Source organism: Spiroplasma endosymbiont of Dromius quadrimaculatus, from assembly GCF_964031155.1.
Taxonomy (GTDB): Bacteria; Bacillota_I; Bacilli_A; order Mycoplasmatales; family Nriv7; genus Nriv7.
The window spans coordinates 95,498-119,752 of record NZ_OZ035010.1 but is presented as its reverse complement, the minus strand read 5'-3'; the positions used below and the strand labels follow the sequence as shown (position 1 = coordinate 119,752).

Annotated in this window: 32 protein-coding genes and 1 pseudogene; 1 reads left to right on the top strand and 32 read right to left on the bottom strand. The window is 27.7% G+C overall.

Translation table 4 applies throughout. The features are described 5' to 3' along the window. The first annotated feature begins 45 nt into the window (after positions 1-45). Complete coding sequence (locus tag AAHM88_RS00635; RefSeq protein ID WP_342262895.1) at positions 46-5,352, top strand: ankyrin repeat domain-containing protein; 5,307 nt, start codon at positions 46-48, stop codon at positions 5,350-5,352. Between the two features lie 210 nt (positions 5,353-5,562). Here the strand turns inward: AAHM88_RS00635 and AAHM88_RS07445 are convergent. The 32 genes and pseudogenes from AAHM88_RS07445 to rpsE all read right to left on the bottom strand — a co-directional run. Then, positions 5,563-5,700 (bottom strand): annotated as a pseudogene (locus tag AAHM88_RS07445) (transposase); the annotation flags it as partial. Positions 5,701-5,706: 6 nt separating this feature from the next. Next, positions 5,707-6,138, bottom strand: a complete 432-nt coding sequence (locus tag AAHM88_RS00625) for a hypothetical protein (RefSeq protein ID WP_342262894.1) — start codon at positions 6,136-6,138, stop codon at positions 5,707-5,709. Positions 6,139-6,186: 48 nt separating this feature from the next. Then, positions 6,187-6,957 (bottom strand): hypothetical protein, encoded by a 771-nt coding sequence (locus AAHM88_RS00620; protein ID WP_342262893.1) that lies wholly within the window; start codon positions 6,955-6,957, stop codon positions 6,187-6,189. Positions 6,958-7,088: 131 nt separating this feature from the next. Then, the gene (locus AAHM88_RS00615; RefSeq protein WP_342262892.1) at positions 7,089-8,012 is read right to left on the bottom strand and encodes a hypothetical protein; all 924 of its coding nucleotides are present in this window, start codon (positions 8,010-8,012) and stop codon (positions 7,089-7,091) included. Positions 8,013-8,027: 15 nt separating this feature from the next. After that, positions 8,028-8,186 carry a hypothetical protein gene (locus AAHM88_RS00610; protein WP_342262891.1) on the bottom strand — a complete coding sequence of 53 codons (159 nt, stop codon included), beginning with the start codon at positions 8,184-8,186 and terminating at the stop codon, positions 8,028-8,030. 62 nt (positions 8,187-8,248) lie between these two features. After that, positions 8,249-8,641, bottom strand: coding sequence for a hypothetical protein (locus AAHM88_RS00605; RefSeq protein ID WP_342262890.1), 393 nt, complete (start codon positions 8,639-8,641; stop codon positions 8,249-8,251). 22 nt (positions 8,642-8,663) lie between these two features. Then, entirely contained in the window at positions 8,664-8,912 is a 249-nt protein-coding gene (locus AAHM88_RS00600; RefSeq protein WP_338967900.1) for a hypothetical protein, read from the bottom strand. A 2-nt stretch (positions 8,913-8,914) separates the two neighbouring features. Continuing rightward, on the bottom strand, positions 8,915-9,199 hold the full coding sequence (locus tag AAHM88_RS00595) for a hypothetical protein (RefSeq protein WP_342262889.1): 285 nt from the start codon (positions 9,197-9,199) through the stop codon (positions 8,915-8,917). Between the two features lie 3 nt (positions 9,200-9,202). Then, on the bottom strand, positions 9,203-10,189 hold the full coding sequence (locus tag AAHM88_RS00590; RefSeq protein ID WP_342262888.1) for a hypothetical protein: 987 nt from the start codon (positions 10,187-10,189) through the stop codon (positions 9,203-9,205). A gap of 24 nt (positions 10,190-10,213) precedes the next feature. Further along, on the bottom strand, positions 10,214-10,459 hold the full coding sequence (locus AAHM88_RS00585; protein ID WP_342262887.1) for a hypothetical protein: 246 nt from the start codon (positions 10,457-10,459) through the stop codon (positions 10,214-10,216). A 165-nt stretch (positions 10,460-10,624) separates the two neighbouring features. Next, on the bottom strand, positions 10,625-10,855 hold the full coding sequence (locus tag AAHM88_RS00580; protein WP_215825668.1) for a hypothetical protein: 231 nt from the start codon (positions 10,853-10,855) through the stop codon (positions 10,625-10,627). A gap of 3 nt (positions 10,856-10,858) precedes the next feature. Continuing rightward, a complete protein-coding gene (locus AAHM88_RS00575; protein WP_338982040.1) occupies positions 10,859-11,020 on the bottom strand; it encodes a hypothetical protein in 162 nt (53 codons plus the stop codon). Beyond that, positions 11,020-11,241, bottom strand: coding sequence for a hypothetical protein (locus AAHM88_RS00570; RefSeq protein ID WP_338967895.1), 222 nt, complete (start codon positions 11,239-11,241; stop codon positions 11,020-11,022). Before AAHM88_RS00570 ends, AAHM88_RS00575 begins: the two co-directional genes overlap by 1 nt. A gap of 2 nt (positions 11,242-11,243) precedes the next feature. Next, complete coding sequence (locus AAHM88_RS00565; protein WP_342262886.1) at positions 11,244-11,570, bottom strand: hypothetical protein; 327 nt, start codon at positions 11,568-11,570, stop codon at positions 11,244-11,246. A gap of 574 nt (positions 11,571-12,144) precedes the next feature. Next, positions 12,145-12,315: a hypothetical protein gene (locus AAHM88_RS00560; RefSeq protein ID WP_342262885.1), complete on the bottom strand. Its 171-nt coding sequence runs from the start codon at positions 12,313-12,315 to the stop codon at positions 12,145-12,147. Between the two features lie 119 nt (positions 12,316-12,434). Continuing rightward, positions 12,435-13,121 (bottom strand): tRNA pseudouridine(38-40) synthase TruA, encoded by a 687-nt coding sequence (truA, locus tag AAHM88_RS00555; RefSeq protein ID WP_342262884.1) that lies wholly within the window; start codon positions 13,119-13,121, stop codon positions 12,435-12,437. A gap of 4 nt (positions 13,122-13,125) precedes the next feature. After that, positions 13,126-14,049 carry an energy-coupling factor transporter transmembrane protein EcfT gene (locus AAHM88_RS00550; RefSeq protein WP_342262883.1) on the bottom strand — a complete coding sequence of 308 codons (924 nt, stop codon included), beginning with the start codon at positions 14,047-14,049 and terminating at the stop codon, positions 13,126-13,128. Positions 14,050-14,062: 13 nt separating this feature from the next. Beyond that, entirely contained in the window at positions 14,063-14,959 is an 897-nt protein-coding gene (locus AAHM88_RS00545; protein ID WP_342262882.1) for an energy-coupling factor transporter ATPase, read from the bottom strand. Beyond that, entirely contained in the window at positions 14,944-15,819 is an 876-nt protein-coding gene (locus tag AAHM88_RS00540) for an energy-coupling factor transporter ATPase (protein WP_342262881.1), read from the bottom strand. Before AAHM88_RS00540 ends, AAHM88_RS00545 begins: the two co-directional genes overlap by 16 nt. 130 nt (positions 15,820-15,949) lie before the next feature. Beyond that, a complete protein-coding gene (locus tag AAHM88_RS00535) occupies positions 15,950-16,693 on the bottom strand; it encodes a hypothetical protein (protein WP_342262880.1) in 744 nt (247 codons plus the stop codon). Positions 16,694-16,975: 282 nt separating this feature from the next. Further along, a complete protein-coding gene (locus AAHM88_RS00530; RefSeq protein WP_342262879.1) occupies positions 16,976-17,758 on the bottom strand; it encodes a hypothetical protein in 783 nt (260 codons plus the stop codon). Positions 17,759-17,858: 100 nt separating this feature from the next. Next, a complete protein-coding gene (gene rplQ, locus AAHM88_RS00525) occupies positions 17,859-18,218 on the bottom strand; it encodes a 50S ribosomal protein L17 (protein ID WP_338968237.1) in 360 nt (119 codons plus the stop codon). A 19-nt stretch (positions 18,219-18,237) separates the two neighbouring features. Continuing rightward, positions 18,238-19,188 (bottom strand): DNA-directed RNA polymerase subunit alpha, encoded by a 951-nt coding sequence (locus AAHM88_RS00520; RefSeq protein ID WP_342262878.1) that lies wholly within the window; start codon positions 19,186-19,188, stop codon positions 18,238-18,240. A gap of 3 nt (positions 19,189-19,191) precedes the next feature. Then, on the bottom strand, positions 19,192-19,581 hold the full coding sequence (gene rpsK, locus AAHM88_RS00515) for a 30S ribosomal protein S11 (RefSeq protein ID WP_215825767.1): 390 nt from the start codon (positions 19,579-19,581) through the stop codon (positions 19,192-19,194). A 20-nt stretch (positions 19,582-19,601) separates the two neighbouring features. Next, on the bottom strand, positions 19,602-19,970 hold the full coding sequence (gene rpsM, locus AAHM88_RS00510) for a 30S ribosomal protein S13 (RefSeq protein ID WP_342262877.1): 369 nt from the start codon (positions 19,968-19,970) through the stop codon (positions 19,602-19,604). 16 nt (positions 19,971-19,986) lie between these two features. After that, a complete protein-coding gene (gene rpmJ, locus AAHM88_RS00505; protein WP_215825765.1) occupies positions 19,987-20,100 on the bottom strand; it encodes a 50S ribosomal protein L36 in 114 nt (37 codons plus the stop codon). A gap of 26 nt (positions 20,101-20,126) precedes the next feature. Continuing rightward, the gene (gene infA, locus AAHM88_RS00500; protein ID WP_342262876.1) at positions 20,127-20,360 is read right to left on the bottom strand and encodes a translation initiation factor IF-1; all 234 of its coding nucleotides are present in this window, start codon (positions 20,358-20,360) and stop codon (positions 20,127-20,129) included. Then, complete coding sequence (map, locus tag AAHM88_RS00495) at positions 20,361-21,131, bottom strand: type I methionyl aminopeptidase (RefSeq protein ID WP_342262875.1); 771 nt, start codon at positions 21,129-21,131, stop codon at positions 20,361-20,363. A 5-nt stretch (positions 21,132-21,136) separates the two neighbouring features. Then, complete coding sequence (locus AAHM88_RS00490; RefSeq protein WP_342262874.1) at positions 21,137-21,778, bottom strand: adenylate kinase; 642 nt, start codon at positions 21,776-21,778, stop codon at positions 21,137-21,139. 18 nt (positions 21,779-21,796) lie between these two features. After that, entirely contained in the window at positions 21,797-23,170 is a 1,374-nt protein-coding gene (gene secY / locus AAHM88_RS00485) for a preprotein translocase subunit SecY (RefSeq protein ID WP_342262873.1), read from the bottom strand. Positions 23,171-23,172: 2 nt separating this feature from the next. Next, positions 23,173-23,610 (bottom strand): 50S ribosomal protein L15, encoded by a 438-nt coding sequence (gene rplO / locus AAHM88_RS00480; RefSeq protein ID WP_342262872.1) that lies wholly within the window; start codon positions 23,608-23,610, stop codon positions 23,173-23,175. A gap of 2 nt (positions 23,611-23,612) precedes the next feature. After that, positions 23,613-24,242, bottom strand: coding sequence for a 30S ribosomal protein S5 (gene rpsE, locus AAHM88_RS00475; protein ID WP_342262871.1), 630 nt, complete (start codon positions 24,240-24,242; stop codon positions 23,613-23,615). Positions 24,243-24,255 lie beyond the last annotated feature (13 nt).

The window sequence follows — 24,255 nt, the reverse complement described above, 5'->3', positions numbered from 1 at the left end:
TTGATGATAATTTAATAAAAATTAAATAAAAGGAAGTTGACTAATATGAAAAAACTTTTAGAATTACTGGGGATAATTTTGCTAACCAGTAATGCTGCCGGACCGTTAGTCGCCAACAAGCCTAATAACAATAAAGCTAAAATTAAAAACAGTCCAGAAACATTAAATCGTCCAAAAAGACAAACACAACCATCAAATGAACAACAATCCCAATCTTCAACAAGCAAAACAGATAATCAAGTTGAATTTATTGAAAAAGAAATTACTTTAAATGAAGATTATGCCAAAGAAATTCAAAACATGTTAAAAAACTTTGTGAAAAATAACCAAATTGATCCGTTAAGAATGATAAATAACGAAGGAATTATTAGAACACCTTTATTTGAAACAGATGAGAAAGAAAAAGTACGAAACGAGAATATTAAACTTCTTAAAAAATTAGATGCAGCTTTAGGATTAAGTGAATTTAAAGAAAATAAAACAAGAATTTTAATTCTAAATATAAAAAACAAAAATAATAATATAAAACTAGTAATTAATTTAAATACTTTTTATTTACTAGGATTTATTAATAATCAAAACAAATATTTTTATTTTCAAGAAGAAATTATAAATGAATTAGAAAATAAAATAAAAAAATGAAAAGAACTATTATCATTGCCTGCAGCAAAAGAATTAAATGAATTAAAAGAACAAGTTGAAACGTTAAAAAAAGATAAAAAGAAAAATCAAGATAAAATTAAAAAAATTCAGAATACATTAAATGAAAAATTTAAGCAATTTAAAGTAAAAGAAAATATTGTCTTCAATGCCAAAGACTGATCGTCATTAAAAAATCAATTTAATGATAAAATTGGCCAAAAAACGAAGGAATTAAATAAAATTAGATATTATCGAGGAAATTCTGAAGTAAACAACAAAATTGCCGAAGAATATAGTTGTGAAAAAATTGATTTAGGTTATAAAGAAGATTATACACCTAGAACTAATCAAAGGCCAGAACAAACCTTAAACGCTATAAATCCAAATTCAGAAGGTATTCCTATTTCGCAAAAGACTTTAAATGACGCCATTGCAAATTTAGCAAAAGTTAATAATGATAACAAACAAAGCCAGGATATTAAAGATGATTTAGTGCGCATGATTTTTGTAACCAGTGAAGCCATGCGTTTCGGATCCCATCTTAAATATTTCAATCACTACAAAGATAAAGACAAAAAAGAACAAGTTGTATTTAAAAATATTCCAGAAAATATTCAAAATATTATTAATTTACCAGATCCAAATATTTATACTGGCACAGTTACAATAACATTTAAAATTGCCGAAAATTCGTTTGCGGGATTAAAACCTGGTTTTTTAAACCAACCTTCTAAATCTGGCGGTAATACTGGCAAATCAAAGAATACTACTTTACAAAAAGATGAAAAAAAATTATCAGATGTTGTAATAACACGTGAGTTAGGAAAAATACCAGATAATAGTTCACAAACAATTTTAAAACATGTTAAGGGACTAAATTCTAACTTAGATATTAGTGAAATCAAAGTTGAAAATATTACTGAAACCACTGCCCAAATTACTTCAAAGTATGAGCTTAATTGAAAAAATTATGCACCGCAATTAAGGGGCGGGTTAACACTAGCGAGTGAGTTTTTAGAAGAACAGAGGAAAGCAATTTTTAAAAAATTAGATTGTGAAATATCTTATTTTGAAGTAATGAATAAGTTTCTTAATGATGAAAAACTTATAGAAAAATATAATTTTAAATTTGTTTATACTGAAGTTGAAATAAAAAAATTAGAAGAAATATGAAAAAAGTATGGACAACAAGCCAATGAATTACAGGAAAACAATAAATTTGAAAAAATTGGATTAGATAAATTATTATTAAAAGAATTAGAAAAATACAATAAATATATTAATGATAAAAAAATTGAAAAAGTTTTAGCAGAACTTAATCAAAAAAAAGAATTTAAAATTAAAATACAAGAAAAAGAGGAAAAACTAAAACAAAAATATTTAACAAAAGAAAAAATTATTCAAAAAATTAAAGAAGATATTTCCAATGAAATAAAAATCATTCTTGATAAAAAAAGAATCGATAACATGATAGAAAATGAAATTTTTGAAATTTTAATAAGTAAAGATAAATTGAATAAAATTGAAAATGTTTTAGAAGAATTTATTAATAAATTAGAATTAGATAAAGAAAAAAAAGATTATATAATAAAAAAATTTATTTTAAATGCTAAAGCAGCAATTCTTAAATGCGACATTGTATCTACACTAAAAAACCAAATAAATTTTAGAAATTTTTTTAAATCTTTTATTGTTAATCAAAGTTTTGATTTTTTTCCAAAAGAAGATTTTAATAAAATTATTGATAAGAATTTTTTAATATCAGTAGTATCATCAGGTAATATAGATATATTAAAATTAATTTTATCAAAAGATGTCAATGTAAATATTGCAAATGAAAGCGGATTATCACCTTTAAATGGTGCAATAATGGATGATAATTTAGAAATTGTTAAATTATTACTTGCTCATGGCGCTGATGCAAATGCACAAACTAGTGAAGATAATGGTAAACTAACTCCTTTATATATTGCAGCCCAAAGAGATTGTAGTTTAGAAATAGTTGAAGAATTAATTAATAATGGTGCTGATGTAAATGTAACGGACAAAAATGGTGATATTCCTTTACACAATGCGATAAGCAACGACCACGAAGCAATTACAAAGCTATTAATTGAAAAGTCTGCTAATGTAAATAAAATAAATTTATTTGGTAAAACGCCACTATTAAATGCAACTTTTCAATCTAATAATATTGATATTGTTAAACATTTATTAAATCATCCTCAGATTAATATAAATATTTCAGATTCTGCTGTTTTAGAATTATTTTCTTGAAATAATCCTGAGATAACAGAAATTTTAAAACAAAAACTTAATTCTAAAGGAATTAAAAAAACAGAAGAACAAATTAAAGAAAAAGTACAAAAATATGAAAAAATTAAAAAACAAAATCAAAATAAATTTGAAGATTTGTCATCATCACCCTTAAATGAAATAATGAATCAATTTATTTCAAATCCTGATTTACTTAAAAATATGATTCAAATATTTTCAAAAATTAAATTGTCAGGTGTTATTATCCAACCTGATTTAGGAAATATTGAAATTAGTAGCGGACAAACACAACCAACGGAAGAACAAATTAAAGAAAAAGTAAAACAATTAAATCCACAGGTAGATATTAATAAAATTAAAGTACAAGGAAACAGCATTACTAATATTGCGGCAATTATTGAAGCAAATAATGAAAATCATTATTCCGGCAAAGTTACAGTAACATTTACACTTGCTAAAAAAGCAAGTAAACCAAGTAAGACACAAAAAACAATTACAGAAGATAAATCAAATTATGGCGGATTTAAACCTGGTTTTTTAAACCCATCCACTAAATCTAATAGCAGTAGTAAGAGAGTGAGTGTTGGCGACCAGGCCGGAACTAGTGGCACCCAAAACCAAAATACTAGAGGAACAAATCACAATAATCAGTATGATGTGCCGGCGGATAATAGTTGTTTATTTTGATCGGTAGCAACAGCTTATTTATTACCAGTGAGAAATAATTATGAAGAATTTAGAACAAGATTTATTCAATTATTTGGTGAAGAAAATTTAAAAAATATATTACATATTCAAAAATTACTACAACAATATGATTTAGAAAATAATAGAGATTTAAATCAATTATGATATCAAGATGCCGCCGCCCACAGACTGGTAATAATTGTCTTTCGCAATCGCGTTGTCGATTATATCAGAGACAATTTAGATAGACAAACAAATTTATTATTAGAAAATCAAAATCAAACATTTCGAGATTTTATTAATATTACTGAAACTAATGAGGTTGATATCGATAATTACTTAATAAGAATGCGACAAGCCCCAACATGGGGTGGGACACCAGAAATAGTAGCGATGAGTAATCTTATCAATAATAATATTAGAGTAGATAACGATAGCCCATATCAACCCGTGCATCAAAATGCAAATAATAACATACAAATATTTCATATAAATGGAAACCATTATAATTTTGCTTTAATACCAGAAGAAAATCGAACAAATCACCCTATTGCTATTAATGACAATCAGGGAAATATTCTGGTAGTTGATACAACAAAAAGACCAGATAATTTACCACCAACAACCCCAAAACCAGATACAAACGCAATTAAATTACCGGTTGATGATCACGCTCAACACCATACTATTTTATCTAACAATAATGAGGATGATGATGCTAATCAAGGTAATGTTATCAACGCACCAGAACTAACAACAACCCCATTACAAAAAGATGAATATCATTTTGTAGATAAAAAAACAGAAGAAAAAAGTTTAAAAAATGATGAAAATTTAGAAATTAACTTAATTATTAAAAACAATAATAAAATCAAGCAAAATGTACCTGTAGTAAATAAACCAATAAACAAAAATATTATCAACGCACAAATAACAGCTACCAAGGCAATAAATAAATACAACGCTCTTTCAAAAGAAGAAAAATTAAAAAAATTAAATGAAATTAATCGTTATTATCAAACATTATCTGAAAATGATAAAAAAGCTTTTAAAGAAAAATTAACAAATACGGGATTAGCAGCTTTAAGCGGGGGTGCATTAACAGCTTATGGAACAAAAATGACTGTTAGTGGTACCGCTGCCACTAGTGTCACAAATGCAGAAGCAATGGAAATGACTCCGTTTTTATCAACAAGCACAACAGAAAGCTTAGCCGCTGCAGAAACAATTACTGTTGCCGAAACAGCGGCGGTTGAAGGCGGAGTTATAGCTGGAGAAACTGGTACTGCTGCCGCTCTGGCTCCGGAAACTCTAGGGCTATCCTTAGTAATTGGAGGATTAGCAATTGCAGGAACATGAATGTATTTTGCTTTTCATCATCATTCAACATCTGATATTGCGTTGCCGGCTTCAATTCATCATAATGTTTATGATAACATTGAAAAATGATATAAATTTCTAGCCCATGATAAATTAAAAATTAAAATTAACAAAAACACATGAAATGAAATCAAACAAAATAAAAATTCACAAGCAAACATTACTAAAATTATTAAAAATAAATTTGTTATAAGTGATCATTCTGGCTGAGGCGGAAGTATCACAAATGAAGATTTCAATACTCTCGTAAAAGTAATATTGCTTCATTTTGAACAAATAAATGGTTATTTTGAAATATTAGATAATAAAAATGATGGTTTTGTCATTATAACCAACACTGAAGGCGATTGACTGGGAATAGAATAAAATTTAACATTATTAATTAAAAGAGCAAGATATTTCTTATATGTGTTATGTAGAATAATCTGAGTCCAAATTTTAATATTATTTAAATTAAGGGGAATGTACAATTAACTGTGTCTCTAAGTAATTAACTTAAATTCACTCTGTCCTCAAATTTTATCATTAAATGTGAAATCGCACTACCCCAATTTTGAATTGGCATCGTTCATTTCTTAACCATATTTTAAAAACTGATGAGTCATTAGGGAAAATCTTTTTATTCTTAATGACTTTTCTTAATTGACTATTAACAGATTCAATCGCATTAGTTGTGTAAATAATCTTTCTAAATTTCTGGGGATATTCAAGAAAAATTATTTAAGTTATTTTTTCTATTTTAATATCTATTAATTTTATTATACTTTTTCATCTTGTAAGTTTTAAATTTATTTTATTTCCTTTAAATTTTATTTTATCTGTTATGTTTATGCCTAATTTTTGAATTGATTTTCAGCCGTTGTCATTTTTATAAAAGTAAGCGTTGTTTAAAGACCCATATTGATTTTTTATTCATTTAGGTGCATTTAAGAGTTCATTTTTATCTTCTTCCGAAAAATCTAAGTAGTAAAGATTTTCTATATTTTCAATTGGCACACCTGCATATTTGTTTATTGTTATTTTTGCACTAGGCAAGTTTAACAGATGAGTTTTATTCTCATTAGGTAATATTGTTTTATTTTCTTTTTTAGAACATCCAACTATTGGTAATATTGTTAGTCCCAAAAGAGCTATTTTATTTAAAAATTTCATAAATTTAACTCCTTTATTTTATTTTTTCAATATATATATATATATATATTATACAAAAATTCTTAATATCATTAGAAAAATGGCAAAACCAATTAAAAATTGAAAGGTATAGTAAAAAGCTGGTACTGTTTTAAACACTGGAAAAATCGCGGTTGAAAAGTTAACTGTCGCTTTTGCAATAATTGCTAATGGTCGTAAAATGGTAATGATTTGTGACGCTGTCAGCATTCAGTTTATCATTTTGATACCAGCATTTTGAATGGCACAACCAATATCATTAAAGGTTGGTATTCATCGTCCAGAATATTTGCAATTTGCTGGTGGAATTAAATCGTCTCATTCACCGTTATTTGAACCGTCAGGAATAAAGGCTGTGGAATTTAAGACATTAAAGTCATAAATTTTAAAATTGTAGTTAGAGGTATTACCTTTGTGATAAAGTGGAAAAGTTAAGGTAAAAATATTAATACCGTAACGAATATCAATATCGGTATTGAGATAATTAATACTGTTAGTGGCCTTGCTGGTTGGCAAGGTAATCAGTTTATTGTCATAGGATTTAAGGACATTAAAATCAATTTGATAAATGCTATTGTTGTTTTTAATGGCATTATAATTTTCTTGGTGTGTTTTTTTATCAAAAGTAAAAAAATAACTTCTTAGTAATAATTCTGAATTTCCTATAACATTTATTAAGTATTTTTTTGGATAAAAAGTAATTAACGAGCGATAAAAAAATCCAATTTGAATAAAGTAGTTCTTGTTATAATTATCTACGCCTTTAAAATCAATTTCAGTGTAAGTTTTCTCATCCATCATATCAAAAGTAGCATAAAATAAACTGGCAAAGAAGTTACCAAGAATTTCATAGATTTCATCAAAAATATTTTTATAATCGTTATTGTTAATACCAAGAATGTTGTTTTTAAAATAAAGGTAAATATCATTTTTTAAATCCGGGTCATAGCGTAAAAACTAAATCTAACATTGAGGTAATTTAAGGTGCCAAAAAGATACTTAATTAGGTAATAATCGTTAGAGTTCGCAGTGTCATATTTTCAGATTTCCTTTTCACCGTGTAGCAATTGTAAATACTTATTTCCGGCAATTAGAGTTTTGTTAAATGCCTTAATTTTCAAAACATTCTCATTTACTACATTTTTATCACTAGAAGTTTTATGATAAAAATAGCTCTCGTCTTTAAAGCCGTGATTTTTAATCGTAAATTCTTTGTAATAACCTTTTTCTAAGGTGTCAATGAAATTAAAAACTGGTGTTCAATAGAGATACGAGTAATTAAATTTATCAAAATCACCACGGTGAATCATTAAGTAATCAAGATTATCAATAATATCGTTATAGTTATGGTTGCCATCAAATTTGGTGGTTGTTTCTGGCAAATCAATGTCAGTACTTGGTTTAGTTTCTGTTTTTGCTTCAATAGCTACTAACTTCATTATACTTTTTCATCTTGTAAGTTTTAAATTTATTTTATTTCCCTTAAATTTTATTTTATCTGTTATGTTTATGCCTAATTTTTGAATTGATTTTCAGCCGTTGTCATTTTTATAAAAGTAAGCGTTGTTTAAAGACCCATATTGATTTTTTATTCATTTAGGTGCATTTAAGAGTTCATTTTTATCTTCTTCCGAAAAATCTAAGTAGTAAAGATTTTCTATATTTTCAATTGGCACACCTGCATATTTGTTTATTGTTATTTTTGCACTAGATAATTTTAATTCGTATGATTCATTATTTTGTCTTTTGTTTCTAATTAGTGATTGTGTTGTTGTTTTATCATTATTAATGTTTGAGGGAATAGTAAAAATGTTATTGAAACTAATAGTTAGCACGGTAAATATTTTCATAAACATTTTTATCACTCCTTTTTAAAATATTTTATTTTTCATTGTTCTTTCAGTTTTGATTTTTTTAATAAGTCACTCAATACCACAATTTATAATTACAGCTAATGTGATGCATATATATAAATATCCTAATATCATAAGTGAAATTAATGCTTCAAATTTTTCATATAATAATTTCAAATCATTAATTTCCAATTTTAAAAATGTAAGGTAAAATTCTTCATCAATATTTTTTTAAAGAATTAATGAGCTTGTTTGATTTCATTTTTCAAGGCTCTTTTTGCTCTAATTTTCTGAATAATAAAGCGGATTAATTTTTCAAATTTAATTGCAAAATATATTGCTCCGCCTCATCAAAAAACAAATATTCCTGCTAGCATAATACTAGTATTGAACTTACCAAAAAAATCAACCATCTGTTTATTCATAAAATCATTAAATTCGTTACTTGTTCCGGTTATTCATTTAGTATCGATTGCTGTTAATGCACAAATTAATAAGCTTATAAAGATGAAAATGATACTTAATACGATTTTTAACCACTGCTTTTTAAAAGAATTTTTAATTTTTAATCTTAATGGTGTTTTTTCTTTTGAATTATCTTTTTTAAATAATTTTCCTAAAAGTTTTTTCATTTTAATTGTCCTTTCATATTTTTTATCGTCCTTTAATCACAATAAATAAAGCAATCAGCACACAAGTTACACCAAGAATGGTAAAAATTGGGTGTTGCGAAAATGTTCGTGCCATTGGTTTAAACAAATCTAAAATTGTTAAATTGCTAGTAATAAACTTTTGGAAATTGGCAAGCCCTTCGCTAATATAGTTCGTTAAAGTTTCAAAATGACTACCAGCTAATAATCCAAGAACAGTTATTAAGATAAAAATAATAATTAGTTTAAACATTGCTAGTTACCTTGTTTTGTTTTTATTGGTTTTATTTGTTTTTTAGCTTTTCCTCACGCACTTAATCGACCCTTATTTTTAACGGCATATTGGCGTTGTTTTTCTAAATTAACTTGTTGACTACCAAATCCAAGAATAATTGCCATAAGAAATTCTACAGCCAGCGTTAAGAATAGAGGAAATATTAGTTGAATATTCGTTCCTGGTACTTCCAAACTTCAAATTAAATCAAAAACTTTATAAAGCATTTGGGCGAGAAAGTCGGACATTTTTGCGAGATTTTCCATTTTTTATTGTTCCTTTTCTTTCATTTTTCTTAAAAATTTACTAAATTTATCCATTTTTAAGTATTCTAAGTCTTCTAAATCAATTGCCGTATCAGTATAGTATTTATCTTCATAATCAGGATTTACTTTTGAATTTAAGTAATCTCTTAAAAATGCTAGGTAAAAAGAATTGTAAGTGTTAAGTATGGGTAGAGGAATTTTTAGTTTAAAAAAATAAATATCAAGTTCAGGAATATCACGATATTTAATGCGACGACCCTTTTTGCTATTTTTAGCATCAATTAAGGTGTTTCGTCAGCGTTCATATTCTTCAATGCTTGTAAAGGTGCCATAGATGACTTTTAAGTAGGGACGAAAAATATTAACGGGTTTTTTACGAATTCCCACAATCACATTATTGGCAATATCACGAACTTTAACTCAAATATGTTTATCTCTTTGACCGCTAGCCAGCACAATATGACCGAAATGGCGTGCCAGAGCGAAATATTCTTGAATACCGGTTTCTTCGTTTTTGGTATTATTTTTTTCTCAATCAGTTCCTTCTAAAAATAAGTTAGTTTCATCTCATAAAAGTAAGGTTTTGTCTGGCAATACCGGATAATCAAAATCTAATAATCCCATATGTCCTAAACTTAATTTTTGGGTTTCTAGTAATGGAAAGGTTGAGGCGATATGATATTTCTTCTTTTTTAGTAATTTTGATGCGTATACTAGAAAGGCGGTTTTTCCAGTTCCTAATGAACCAATAACGATGTTTAATGGTGAGTTTTTTAAGAAGTTAATAACTTTGTTAATTTGTGTTAAATTACCGATTTTAAAAAGAAAAATCAAAATACAACCCACTAAAAATAAATAGCTCACAATGTTTTTAAAATAACCGTTGTAAATATATCAAATTGCTCCTCAATGTCATAAAATTAAAAATGAGGTGCGATTCAATTCAATAAAATGGTTATTTTTTTCTATTATTCATTTGCAAAATTTCATCTTGCACCTCACTTTATTTTTTTGTTAGCGTACCGCTCCAAGTAATTTTTCAAACATTTTAAAGCAAATAAAGAATATTGCCAAAATAAATGGAAAAATGAATATTCAGTAGTCAGCAAAGAAGTTACCGACTTGTGGCATATTAACAGCAATAATATCTCACATTTTAGTAAACGCTGTCATAATTGCATTTCATAATTTAGTCATCGCGTCACTAGCTGTTATTTTTTCTACTGTTGCTGGTGCATCGGCCAAGAAAGTTCCAATCATATAATCACCCCCTTTCTTTTTAAAACATTCATCATTTATATTCAAAGTTTTTCTTAAATTTGTTAAAACCACGATTAACCTTAACACGATTGTATTTTTTCCTAATTAATTTTGAATTTCTTTGGGAATGCATCACAATGTAACTTCTTGAAATTACTTTTGTCTCTATCTAAATACTGATATCGTTTTTCAAAGTAGCATTAGAATAAATCACACCATAATCGCTGTTAAGAATCAAAAAGCAATGTTTGCTATTAAAAGTCAAAGCGGTGCTTCGGTTAATTTAATTTCTTTACCACCAGTAATGTGAGCCGGAATAGTTGTAATTTGAATAAATAAATCTCAGAAAGTTTGTTTAATTTGTTCTCAATTAAATTCTTTTAAGTTTATTGTCATTTTTTATCTCCCAAAAATCATTTTTATTGGTAAATACATAATTGAAATTAATGCGAAAAGAAAAGTAATGATAATAATTAATCCGGCAATAAACGCAACCTGCGCAGGCATTTTTTCTATCGGAACAAACAGTTTTAAAAATTCCATAATAATTTCTCAAAACATTATTTTTTATTCTCATTATTTTCTTTTGAATTAGGAGCTTTAACTCATTCTTCAAAGCGAGCAATAAATACTTTTTCGTCTTTTGTGAAATTACCAGTATTATTTTTAATGACATTTTTATATTTAATTCGCATTTTTATTTTGGCATAAATTTTATAAGCAAAATATGCCAATAGCATTATGCAAATGATAATAAATATTATTCCAATCGCAATATTCATTTTTAAACTCCTTTAAAATAGTTATAATTTATATCTTTTTTGTTGTTTTCTTTTTCAGCAATGAAAAAACCTAATAATTCTTGTCCCTTAATTAATTTGGTTTCTTTTTCTTTTTGATTAATTGAGATTACTTGATATTTACTATCTTTAATTATTCCAATGCAAATTGAATTTTCATATTTTCCTTTATAAACAAATCGCTTTGGAAACCAAATACCGATTTGTTCATTAAATGACGGAATTTTTGGTGCTTTAATAAGCATTGCGTTTTGTGTTTCTTTTAAAAGATATTTTTTAGTATTTAAGAAAATGTTTTCAATGTTTTTCATAATAAATTACCTTTCTTATGAATAAACTAAGTTATATTAACTAAGTTTTAGTTAACTTAGTTTTTTAAACACTTATATATCGCAGATTTAAGTGTTTAACAAGCTTTGTTAGTAAATTTTGTTTTTTTAATTAGATAAAGATTTTAATAATTTTAAACTTAGTATACCCCTATATAGAAATTTCTACACTTTAATGTCCGCATCCTACCCTTGGAACTAATTTAATAGCGTGTATATTTTTAGGAAATCCACCCATTCATTTTTTTATTGCAAAACGAAACAAATTGCTATAGCTAATAGGATGTTATCTATTAACTGGTAAACTTCTTTTGGTTATGGCGACCACCCACAATTTATCGTGCTTTAATACATACCAACATTATTAACTCACTTGTATTTAATTTTCAAAGAACAAATTTTTAACACCCTATAAAATAAAAAGACAATCATTGCTGACTGTCTTAATACTTATTCAAATATTTTCCTACCTAACAAAACTTTATGCGTCCAATAATTTTTAGTAAAAAATACTTCCTAATTTAGGAAGTATTTTTTACTAAATTTTTTAAAATCACTATTGATTTTCTTTTTCACTGTTTTCATTTTCCATATCTTGATTATTGTGGTCATCGTGTCCAACATTTGGATGATGCTCCTGTTGTTCATTAGAATTTGGCATCTCATTATTTTCTTCTGGCATTGCACCATTACCATTACCATCAATCATATCATTTAAAATAATCATTTCTTCACCTCCTATTAAAGTTAATTATAAACTTTAAGAAAATTAATTAAAGATAAATTAAAATAAAAATTTAATACTTAATATTCATTAAGTACAACCCTTCACCAGATACTTGATATTTAGTTTTCAAAGCTAAAGGATTTAATAATTTTTCTTGCAACTGTGTTAACGATATTTTTCCTTCATAAACAAGCTAAAATACTACCAACAATCATTCTTACTTGATGCCGAATAAAGCTTGGGGCTTTAATAATAATTATCACTAAATCTTGATGTTTTTTAATTTTAATACTTTTAATATTTCGCACCCGATTAATAGTTTCATTATCTTTTAATAAAGAAAAATTAGCAAAATCATAAGTTCCAACAAAAATTTTAGCAATCTTTTGTAACTTTCTTTTTCGTAACGGTTTGTTATATTGATAAATATATCTTTGTTGAAAGACATTGTAAGACCCACAATTAATCTGATAATGATATGTTTTCAAAACACATTTTTTTCGCACATGAAAATCATTAGCAACAAGGCAACAATTAGTAATATAAATATCATTAGGCAATTTATTATTTAAAATTCATTGTAATTGTTTTGGTTCTAAGACAATATTAAATGATAATTTAACTTTTTGGTCATAACTATGAACTTTTTTATCAGTACGACTTGCTACTTGAATTTTAAACTCACAATTAAAAGCACTAGTAATAACTGCCATTAATGAACCTTCAACAGTAATTTTATTATTTTGACGGGCCCATCCCCAATATTTGCTACCATCATAACTAATGGATAATAAATAAGAAACCATTATTTTAATATTCTATTAAGCGTCAAACAAACTGATCAACATAACGCATCGGTTTTCAAACATCACAATGATTTAATCAATCACTACCAATATTAGTCGATAACACCACCACTGATGCTAAAAAACAAAGAATTAAAATTAAAATGAATACATCTAAAAATCCAATCCGATATTGACGAAATCGCGTTCTTTTTTGATGGGGGTCATAACCCCGAGCATCCATTGCATAAGCCATATCCTCAGCTTTTTGAAATGATGATACTAGTAAAGGAATAATTAAAGAAACGATGGACTTAATTTTATCTTTAAATTTACCATTTTTAGAATCCATCCCTCTTGATGCTTGTGCTTTTTTAATTCGCATTGCTTCTTCAAATAAAGTTGGTAACATTCTTAATGCCATTGAAATGATAATTGAAATAATATGAACAGGAATTTTAATTAACTTCAAAGGTCACATTAAATCTTCCAAAGCTAATGTTAAATCCAATGGTTTTGTTGTTGATGTCAAAATCGTTGTTACTAAAACCATCAAATAAATTCTTAAAGAAATATATAATGCCGTTAAAATCGCTTTTCAAGACACAATAAGAATCTTAAACTTAGCTGGTTGATATATGAGACCCACTGTCTCTCAACGTGGTTGTTTATCCGCATCAAATTCTGGTTTAATAAGAAAGAAATTTAATATTAATAATACTAAAGTTACAAAAATAACAAACTTAAATAAAGAAAATAATAATCGCAATGGTAATTTAGAAATAAAGAAAATACTAATAATTACTGTTCCTGTTAAAATATAACCGGTAAAACCAGTATTAATAAAAACCGCTGCAATTAAAGCAATTATTGATAGCATTTTAATTCTAGGGTCAAGGCGATGAACAAGAGAATTATATGGTAAATACCGTCCAAATGATATATTCATAAATTAACTCCTTCTACTTACTATTAATTCTTTGTGCTAATTGAGTTACTAAATCTTCAACAGTCCGAGCATTGATATTACTAGTATCAAAACCATTATCTTTTAACTTTTGTAAAAAATGAAAAATTTTTGGTGGTTCAATATTAATTTCTTTAATTAATTGAGCATTAGCAAAAAGACTAACCGGATCACTTTGATGATACAATTGACCATTTTTTAAAACAACAACTTCATCGGCATATTGCAAAACATGATCCATATTATGAGTAACAAGAATAATGCGTTTTTTATCTTGTTTATTAAACTTAAAAAATAACTTCATTAACTCTTCTTCCCCATCAGGATCTAAGCCAGCTGTTGGTTCATCTAAAATTAAAGTATGACCTTCAATCGCCAAAATTCCAGCAATTGCTACTCTTCTTTTTTGACCACCAGATAAATCAAAAGGCGAACGCGTTAAATATTCTTGACCTAATCCCACAAGTTCTAAATACTTAGCAGCTTTAAGTCGGGCTTCATCCTTTTTAATCCCAAAGTTTAAAGGACCAAACATAATATCCTTTTCAATTGTTTCTTCAAATAATTGATATTCCGGAAATTGAAAAACTAATCCTACTGATTTTCGTAATAATTTTTGCTTTTTAATTTTTCTTTGCTTTGCTTTAATCAGAAAATCACCAACAATAATTTGCCCAGCTGTTGGAATTAATAATCCATTCATATGTTGAATTAAAGTTGACTTTCCACTACCAGTTGAACCAACAACCGCCGTAATAATAGAATCCTTTATTCACAGATTAACATCTTTTAAGGCTTGAAATTGAAATGGACTTTTAGGAGCATAAATATAACTAACATTATTAAATTTAATTAAATTCGATGGATTATCAATAATTATTTTTTTTGACATATTTGTTGTACCAATTCCTCTTCATATAATGTTTCATCAATGTTAACACCATACTTTTTTAATCCATAAGATACTTTTAAAATAAAAGGAATATCTAAATGAATACTTCTTAAAAAATCAACTTCTTTTAAAATTTCTTCTGGTTTACCAAAACGAACAACTTTTCCTTTATTCATTACTAATACCTTATCAGCATTAATAATTTCATCCATATCATGGGTAATTGAAATAATTGTTTTCTCACGCGATTCTTTTAATTGCACCATAATTTCTTTTACTTCTCTTTTTCCCTTAGGGTCTAACATACTAGTAGCTTCATCAAAAATAATTAATTCTGGAGTTAATGCTAAAGCCGAAGCAATCGCTACGCGTTGTTTTTGACCACCTGATAATAATAATGGTTCGTGATCTAAATAACTTTCCATTCCTACCATTTGTGAATATTTCGTAATAATATCCGGCATCAATTTTGGGTCAACACATTTATTTTCTAAACCAAAAGCAATATCATCACGAACTGTTGAACCAATAAATTGATTATCCGGATTTTGAAAAACAATTCCTAATTTACGCGAAATTAATTGACTATTTTCTTTAGTTACTAAATTACCAAATACTTCAATGCTACCTTTTTGCGCTTTTAAAACGCCAATAATAATTTTTGATAAAGTTGATTTCCCACTACCATTATGACCAATAATAGTTATATACTCACCGTGATTGATACTAAAACTAACACCATCTACCGCATTAGGATAACTCATACGATATTTAAATTCAATATCTTGTACTTTTAAAGCAACATTATTTTTTCTTGTTAATGTTTCCAATTTTTCGTGGGCTTTTTTTTTCTTTCTCATTAATATACTCCCAAATATCTAAATAATTAATATTTAACTATTTAATTTTAACACACTAATAAAAGAATGTTAAATAGGAAACATTAAGCACACATTAATCGCTACTAAATAAAAGATAATTTATTGATATTTATAATTGATTTTCAGCTTCGTTTTTTTGCTTTCTATTTTTCAATATTCGTTTTTCACTTTGTTGATTTTTTTTTGCTTTTTTTATTAACTTCTTTTCATTTTTCTTATTTTCTTGTTTACGCTTTTTACTTATTATTTTTAATTCACTTCTTAATTGTTTTAATTGTTCACAGCATTTTTGCTTTGCCTCTTGATTTTGAATTCTTTCTCTTTTTTTAATTATCTTTAACGCTTGTTTTGTTTTTCGGCGTTCTTTAATAAATTGTTTTTTTTCTTCACCTTGAAGACTTCGTCTTTTCTTAATTAACTTTATTTCTCTTTTTAAATTTATTTGTGCTTGTTTACAGTCTTGTTTTTCTTTCTTAATTTCTCTTGTTCTTTTCTTTTTATTAATTCTTAGTTCTTGCTTTAATTTTTTGCTTTCTGCTTGATATTTTTGTTTTTCTTGTTTTTTTTCAGCTTTAATATTGCGTTTAACTAATTTTAATTTTTTTCTTAACACAAATCATTCTTGAATTGTTAATCTTGCTTTCTTATTTTCACTACTCTTTTTCTTTTCAATTAACTTTAATTCTTTTCTGATTTTTTTCTGTTCATTTTTGGATTTTATTCGTTCTTGTTTTTTTTCAGTTTTTCTTTTATGCTTAATTAGTTTTAATGCTTTTCTTAACCTGCTTTGTTTTTCAATACTTTGCTTTTCATTATCTTCATTTTCATTATTATCAAAATTTGTTTCTAACATCCTTATTCTTCCTAACTCCTAACATTTTTATTAACTTATTTATTGCTTTTTTATTATTCATCCATATGTTTCATTACCTTTCAATTGATTTAAAGAAATTAATTAAAATAGTTTTGATTATCAATATAATAAGAAAAATAGTTTTTTCTTCTTGAAGAAAAAACTATTTTCAAAATTAAACTTTTTTATTGCAGAGTACATTCCTGAACTGCTCGATTTTACTTAATTAATTTCTCTAAAATTATTATGCAATAAAATAACAAAAGAATAAACTATAAAATATTATGTACCTTCATGGATTTTAACAATAACATATGCTACGGTTTTTAGTGTTTCATAAATTGTCGTAATAATTAAATATAAAATTCGAACTAAGTAAATTCATTTAATTAGTTTAGCTTCATTAGTAGTTAACAATGATTGCGCAAACTTATATACGGGTTGCATTGCCCAAATATAAAAATATATCGGAATACTAATTGCTAAAATAAAACAAATACTAGCAATGATACCAATAACAATTATTGCTTGATGTGGATTAGCATTACCAAATAATGCTTGACTATTAAGAATTAATAAAACTAAATTAATAATAAAAAATGATGTTACCACTAATGCTAAATTAACAACTAACGATCACCCAAAACTAAGAAATAATTTTCTTCCTTGCGAAGTAGAATATGCTACTTCCCCAGCTTTAGTTAAAGTATATAAACTACTACGATGATAAGTTCAAGGTAACATTTTAACTATTAAATGATGTGGTTGTTGCTTTTTGTAATGAAAAGGCGTTAATTGAAAAAACTGACTTTTAATTTCATAACTAGTAGTTTTTTGAACTTTTTTCCCAACAAAACCAAACTTCTTTAAATAAGCATCAACAAATTCTTTTCCTGTTAAATTAGCACTGTTAGTATTTCTAATAATTGATGAATATATTCAAGTAGCCAATCAAGTTATTAATAAAATTCCAACTAAAATTCCAAAAACTATTAATGCTATTAATAGTCCTATGGGAATATTACTAGCGATATTTATTTCTAAAAATAATGTTTTTAATTGCATATTATTCTCCTTTAATAAAATTATGACAATATTTTATCATATATTGCAATAACAAAAAATAACCTCAGTATTTATTGAGGTTATTAATCGGATTTATTATTTAAACTAATTCAATATAAACCATTGGGGCATTATCGCCTTTACGGTCATCAGTTTTTAAAAGTCTCGTATAGCCCCCAGATCTTTCATTATATCGCTTAGCAATATCAGTAAATAATTTTTGTAAAACTGTTTCTGTTTCATTAACATCAATATTTCGTAAAATACTTGATGCTTGTCTTCTAGCATGCAAATCTTGTCTTTTTGCTAAGGTAATTAATTTATCAATTGTTTTTCTTAATTCTTTAGCTCGTTTTTCAGTTACAAGCAATCTTTCATGAACAACTAATTCTGTTGCTAAATTACGCATTAATCCTTGTCTTCAGCTAGTATTTTTACCGCGTTTTTGAATAAATGACATATTCTCTCTGTTCCTCCTTTTATTCTCGTTTAAAAGTTAGCCCTAATGCTAATAATTTCTCTTTAATTTCATTAAAGGATTTTCTTCCTAAATTTTTCGTTGCTAAAATATCATTTTCTGTTTTATCAGTTAAATCACCAATAGTAACAATTTCTGCTCGTTTTAAACAATTATATGAACGCACCGTTAAGTCTAATTCTTCAATCGGTTTTTCTAATTCATCTGTTTCTTGTTTTTCAGAAATAGAAATAATTTCTAATGATTGTGCTTGCTCACTTAAACTAACAAAATGTTCTAAATGAGCAATTAAAATCTTCGCAGCAATCGCAATTGCTTCTACAGGAGTAACCGAACCATCGGTTGTTAATTCTAAAACTAATTGCTCTAAATCAGCACTTTTTCCCACTTTAGTTGGTTCAACACTATATTTAACATTAACAATTGGTGAATAATTAGAATCCATAGGAATAATTCCAATATTAGTAATTAAGCGTTTATTATCATCAAATGATTTATAACCACGAGAATTTTGAGCATACATTGTCATTTCTAATTTACCACCTTTAGCAACAGTAGCAATTAAATAATCACCATTTAATATTTCAACTCCTAACGGACAAACAATCATTGAAGCTAATACTTCACCAGCTCCAGCATCTACTTTTAGTGAGACACTTTCTTCTTCTTTAAAAACAGTATTATCAATTTTTAAAATAATACCTTTTAAATTTAAAATAATTTGAGCAACATTTTCAACAACCTCTTTAATTGTTGAAAACTCATGACTAGCCCCTTTAATATCAACACCATAAATTGAAGCTCCCGGTGTTGCTGCTAATAAAGTTCTTCGTAAAGCGTTACCAATAGTATTACCAAATCCTCTTTCTAATGGTTCTACTATAAAGCAACCGAAATTTTTACTAGTACTTTCAGTTTGTAATTTAAAATTTGGTCTAACAAATTGTTTCATTTATTAACCTCTTGGCCTTTTAGGGGGACGACATCCATTATGAGGAATTGGTGTTACATCTTTAATACTTGTAATTTCCAAACCAGCTGCTTGTAAGCTTCTAACAGCAGCATCTCTTCCAGGACCGGGTCCTTTACACTGAACTTCAATCGTTCTCATTCCATGTTCCATTGATGCCTTAGCAACTTGTTCTGCTACCATTTGTGCAGCATAAGGGGTTGATTTCTTTGTTCCTTTAAAACCAATTGCACCAGCCGCACATCAAGCAATAACATTGCCTAATTCATCAGTCATTGTTACAATTGTATTGTTAAATGTTGAATGAACATGGGAGATTCCTTTTAAAATATTCTTTTTTTGTCTTTTCTTTGCAACTTTTTCTATTTTTGCCATCGTGTTACCTCCACTTCTTACTATTTTTTCTTATTAGCAACTGTTTGCCTGCGATCTCTTTTTGTTCTGGCATTTTGTTTAGTAGATTGACCATGAACTGGTAAACCTTTACGATGACGAATACCACGATAACAACCAATTTCCATTAATCGTTTAATATTTAATTGGGTTTCGCGTCGTAACTCACCTTCTACTTTATAATCTTTAGATATTTCTGCTCTAATATTTGTTAGTTGCTCTTCTGTTAATTGTTTAACACGAATATTTTCATCAATACTACATTGTTTTAAAATCTTTTGAGCATTTGATAAACCAATCCCATAAACATATGTTAAAGCAACAACAACTCTTTTATCATTAGGGATTTCTACTCCTGCAATTCTTGCCATATTTAACCTCCTATTTTTAACCTTGTCTTTGTTTGTGCTTTGGAGTTTTACAAATTACTCGCACACATTTTTTTCTATTAATTATTTGACATTTATCACAAATTTTTTTAACTGATGATCTTACTTTCATTTAATTTTTCTCCTTTTACTATTTTTTTACTTATGACGATAAGTAATCCGCCCACGTTTTAAATCATATGGAGAGAGTTCAATAATTACTTTATCACCTGGTAAAATCCTAATGAAATTCATGCGAATTTTACCAGAAACGTGAGCTAAAATAACCACATTGTTTTCTAATCTTACCTTAAACTCAGTATTAGGTAAACATTCAATAACAATCCCTTCCACTTCAATAATATTTTTATTTTCTTTTTCTTTGGTGGCCATTTAATTCCCTTCTTCCATTGAGTGTGGATTAGCAGTTAAAACTTCATATCCTTTTGCGGTTACTAGAATTGTATGTTCAAAATGAGCTGAATATGTACCATCAAGGGACACAACTGTTCAATTATCACTTAAAACTCTAGTTTCGTCAGTACCAATTTGTACCATTGGTTCAATACAAATTGTCATTCCTGCCACTAGTTTTAAGCCATAGTCATATTTACCATAATTAGGGACATATGGTTCTTCATGTAATTGTTTACCAATCCCATGTCCCGTATAATTTTTTGGTAAATGATACCCTTGTTGCTCAACAAATTGTTGAATTGTTGCGCCAATAGTACCAATTCTAACACCCGGAGCAATAATTGCTATTGCCTTATTTAAGGCTTCTTCCGTTACAGTAATTAACTTTTGATATTCCGCTTTAATTTGACCAACACCAACAGTAATCGCCGCATCCGCAAAGTATCCATCAACAACAGCACCAGCATCAATTGATACTAAATCACCTGTCTTAATAATTTGATTATTAGCAATTCCATGAATTAATTCATTGTTAATAGAAACACAAATATGATTAGGAAAACCATAATAACCTTTAAACGCTGTTTTAGCATTATTTTCTTTTAACACTCTTGTTGCTATTATATCAAGGTCGCGTTTTTTTATTCCGGGAATAATTGCCTTTTTAACTTCAGCTAACATTTTAGCAACTACTTTTCCCGCAGCACGCATTGCTTTAATTTCCAACTCATTTTTAACAGTAACCATTTATTTTACACACTATCTAAAATACTTTTAATACCATTAAATACTAATTTACTTGACTGATTAGCATCAACAACATGTAATAAGTTTTCTTCTTGATAATACTCTACTAACGGTAAAGTCTCATTCAAATAAGTTTGAATTCTAATTTTAGCTTTTTCTTTCGTATCATCATCGCGCTGAATTAATGATGCACCATCATCATCACATTGCATCGCAATTTTAGGTTTATTAACTAATTTGTTATATGTTCGATTACAAGTCGGACAAACTAAGCGATTAGTAATCCGATCAATTAAATGTTCTAAGTCAGCTTCTAAATAAATAACAAAATCAATTTGTTGTTCTTTTTTTTCTAAAATCTCTTGCAACGCATGCGCTTGTTTAAGCGTTCTTGGAAAACCATCAAGAATAAAGTCTTCGCTTAAATTATCAATGGTTTCTCGTACAAGATTAATGACTTGTTCATCGGGTACTAATTTTCCTGCATCTAAATATTCTTTAGTTTTTAATCCCAATGGTGAATTATTTTTTATCGCTTGACGAATAATATCTCCTGTTGATAAATGTATCAAACGATATGCCTCACATAACTTTTGTGACTGAGTTCCTTTACCACTTCCGGGTGCTCCTAAAAAGATTAAATTCATTTTAAATACCACTCTCTTTTATCATATATTTTTACTTTGATTTTCATCCCTTTTAAATTGAATATAAGATTGTTGCGTCAAATGTCCTTGAACTTGACGAATAACTTCAATTGCAACACCAACCATAATAATAACTCCTGTTCCACCAATTGCTAACATTGGCGGTAAATTTGTTAATTTAGAAATTAATGTTGGCAATATGGCAACAAAAGCTAAAAAGATACTACCAACAACACTTAAACGATTTAAAGTTGATTTAATATATTTCTCAGTTTCTTTTCCTGGTTGAATTCCAGGAATAAATGTGCCATTCTTTTGAAAATTCTCTGCCATTTGTTCAGGATTAATTTGTACTTGAGAATATAAGAAAGTAAAGAGAATAATTAAAATCGCAAAAATGCTCATTCCTGACCATGAATCTAATGCCAAATAAGTCTCAGTAAAATTAGTAAACCCTGTTCCTTCGGGATTATTAGCTTTAACAATTTGGGCAATTGTTAAAGGTGCTGTTATAATTGCTGAAGCAAAAATCACGGGAATAACACCAGCCGAATTAATTTTTAACGGCAAATACGGTGCTTTTTCACTTTTTAACGCTAATCCACTTCCCGTCTGTTGAATCGGAATTCTTCTTTCTGATTCAGCAAAGAATACAACCATTAAAATTACTAAAAGAAAGCCAACCATATAAAGTAAAAACTTTAAAAATCCACTAAAAACAACTATTGCTTCACTTTGACCACCAACTCAAAATTGAAAAGTTTTAGCAATATTAAATGGTAAACTAGAAGCAATTCCTGCAAAAATAACTAAAGAAACACCATTACCAATTCCACGAATTGTAATTTGATCAGCTAGTCAAAGAATTAAGAATGTCCCTCCCAAAAGCAATGTTGGTACCAAAATATAATAAAACACTGCCGATGTAGCAATATTTCCAGCATCTGCTTCTTGCCATTTAAGACTAATAATTTTTTGTTGTGCTAAGGTCATAATTGTCGCAAAACCTTGCATAATGCCAAATGGCAATGTTAATCATTTAGTTAATGTATCTAATTTTCGTTTCCCTTTTTCTCCTGATTTGGCTCAACGAGATAATCCTGGAACTAAATCAGTAGATAATAATTGGACAATAATAGAAGCAGTAATGTATGGTGATAACCCTAAAGCGAAAAGTGAAAATCGGTCAATAGAGCCTCCACCTAACATTGCAATCAAATTAAAAAATTCTCTTGAATCCTTATTAGATTCATTAAGGTTTTTATTTATATTAACCCCTGGAACAGTAATTAATGCTCCCAAACGAATAATAAATAAAACCAATAATGTAAAAGCTAATTTTAATAAAATATCTTTATTATTACGATAAAATCTTTTAATGGTTGTTATCACTATTAAATCACCTCGGTTTTACCATTAGCCTTCTCAATAGCATCTTTAGCAACTTTTGAAAACTTATGAGCTTTAATAACTAATGCTTTACTAATTTTACCATTAGCAAGAATTTTTACTAATGATTTTTCACTATTAATTAATTTTTTGCTTTTTAAAACTTGGGGAGTAATTTCAGTTACATCTAATTGTTCTAAAGCACTTAAGTTAACAATTTCATATCGTTTCTTTGTAAAATTGGTAAAACCGATTTTAGGAATTCTACGAAATAAAGGCGTTTGTCCACCTTCAAATCCAGGGCGAACACCACCACCACTTCTAGCATTTTGACCTTTATGTCCTTTACCAGAAGTTTTTCCATGCCCTGAAGATGTTCCTCTTCCAAGGCGTTTTTTATCTTTACGAGATTTTTCAGTATATTTAAGTTCATGTAATTTCATAATTATTGTTCCCTTGCTAGTGATTTTTCACTAACTTTTTCTTTAATTTCTCGTAAACTATAAACTTGTTCTTTAGTTCGCATTTGTTTTAAACCATCCATTGCTGCTCTAATCATAATAAGTGAGGTATTAGAACCTAATGACTTAACATAAATATCTTGAACACCAGATACTTCAATTAAAGTCCGAACTGGACCACCAGCAATAATTCCCGTACCTTTTCTAGCAGGTTTAATTAATACTCGGCCCCCACCATAATGACCAATAACCTCATGAGGAACAGTAACCCCCACCATTGGAATCATAAAAGTATTTTTCTTAGCAGCTTTTGCTGCTTTTTTAATAGCATCGGGTACTTCATTAGCTTTACCAGTAGCAAAACCAACTTTTCCCTTATGGTTACCAACAATAACTACTACTGAGAAACGAAAATGTCGCCCCCCTTTAGTTACTTTAGTTACCCTTCTTACTTTAACGACCTTTTCTTCAAACTCTTCAACCGGTTTTTGAAAATTAGCGTTTGGTTTTTTAGTTCATCGTTTTTTATTTCGTTCACCATCACTACCTCGATTAGCAAAATTAGGCTTAGTTGGTGATGTCGTTAAATTTTGTTGATCTTTTTTTTCTTGCATTAACATACTTCTC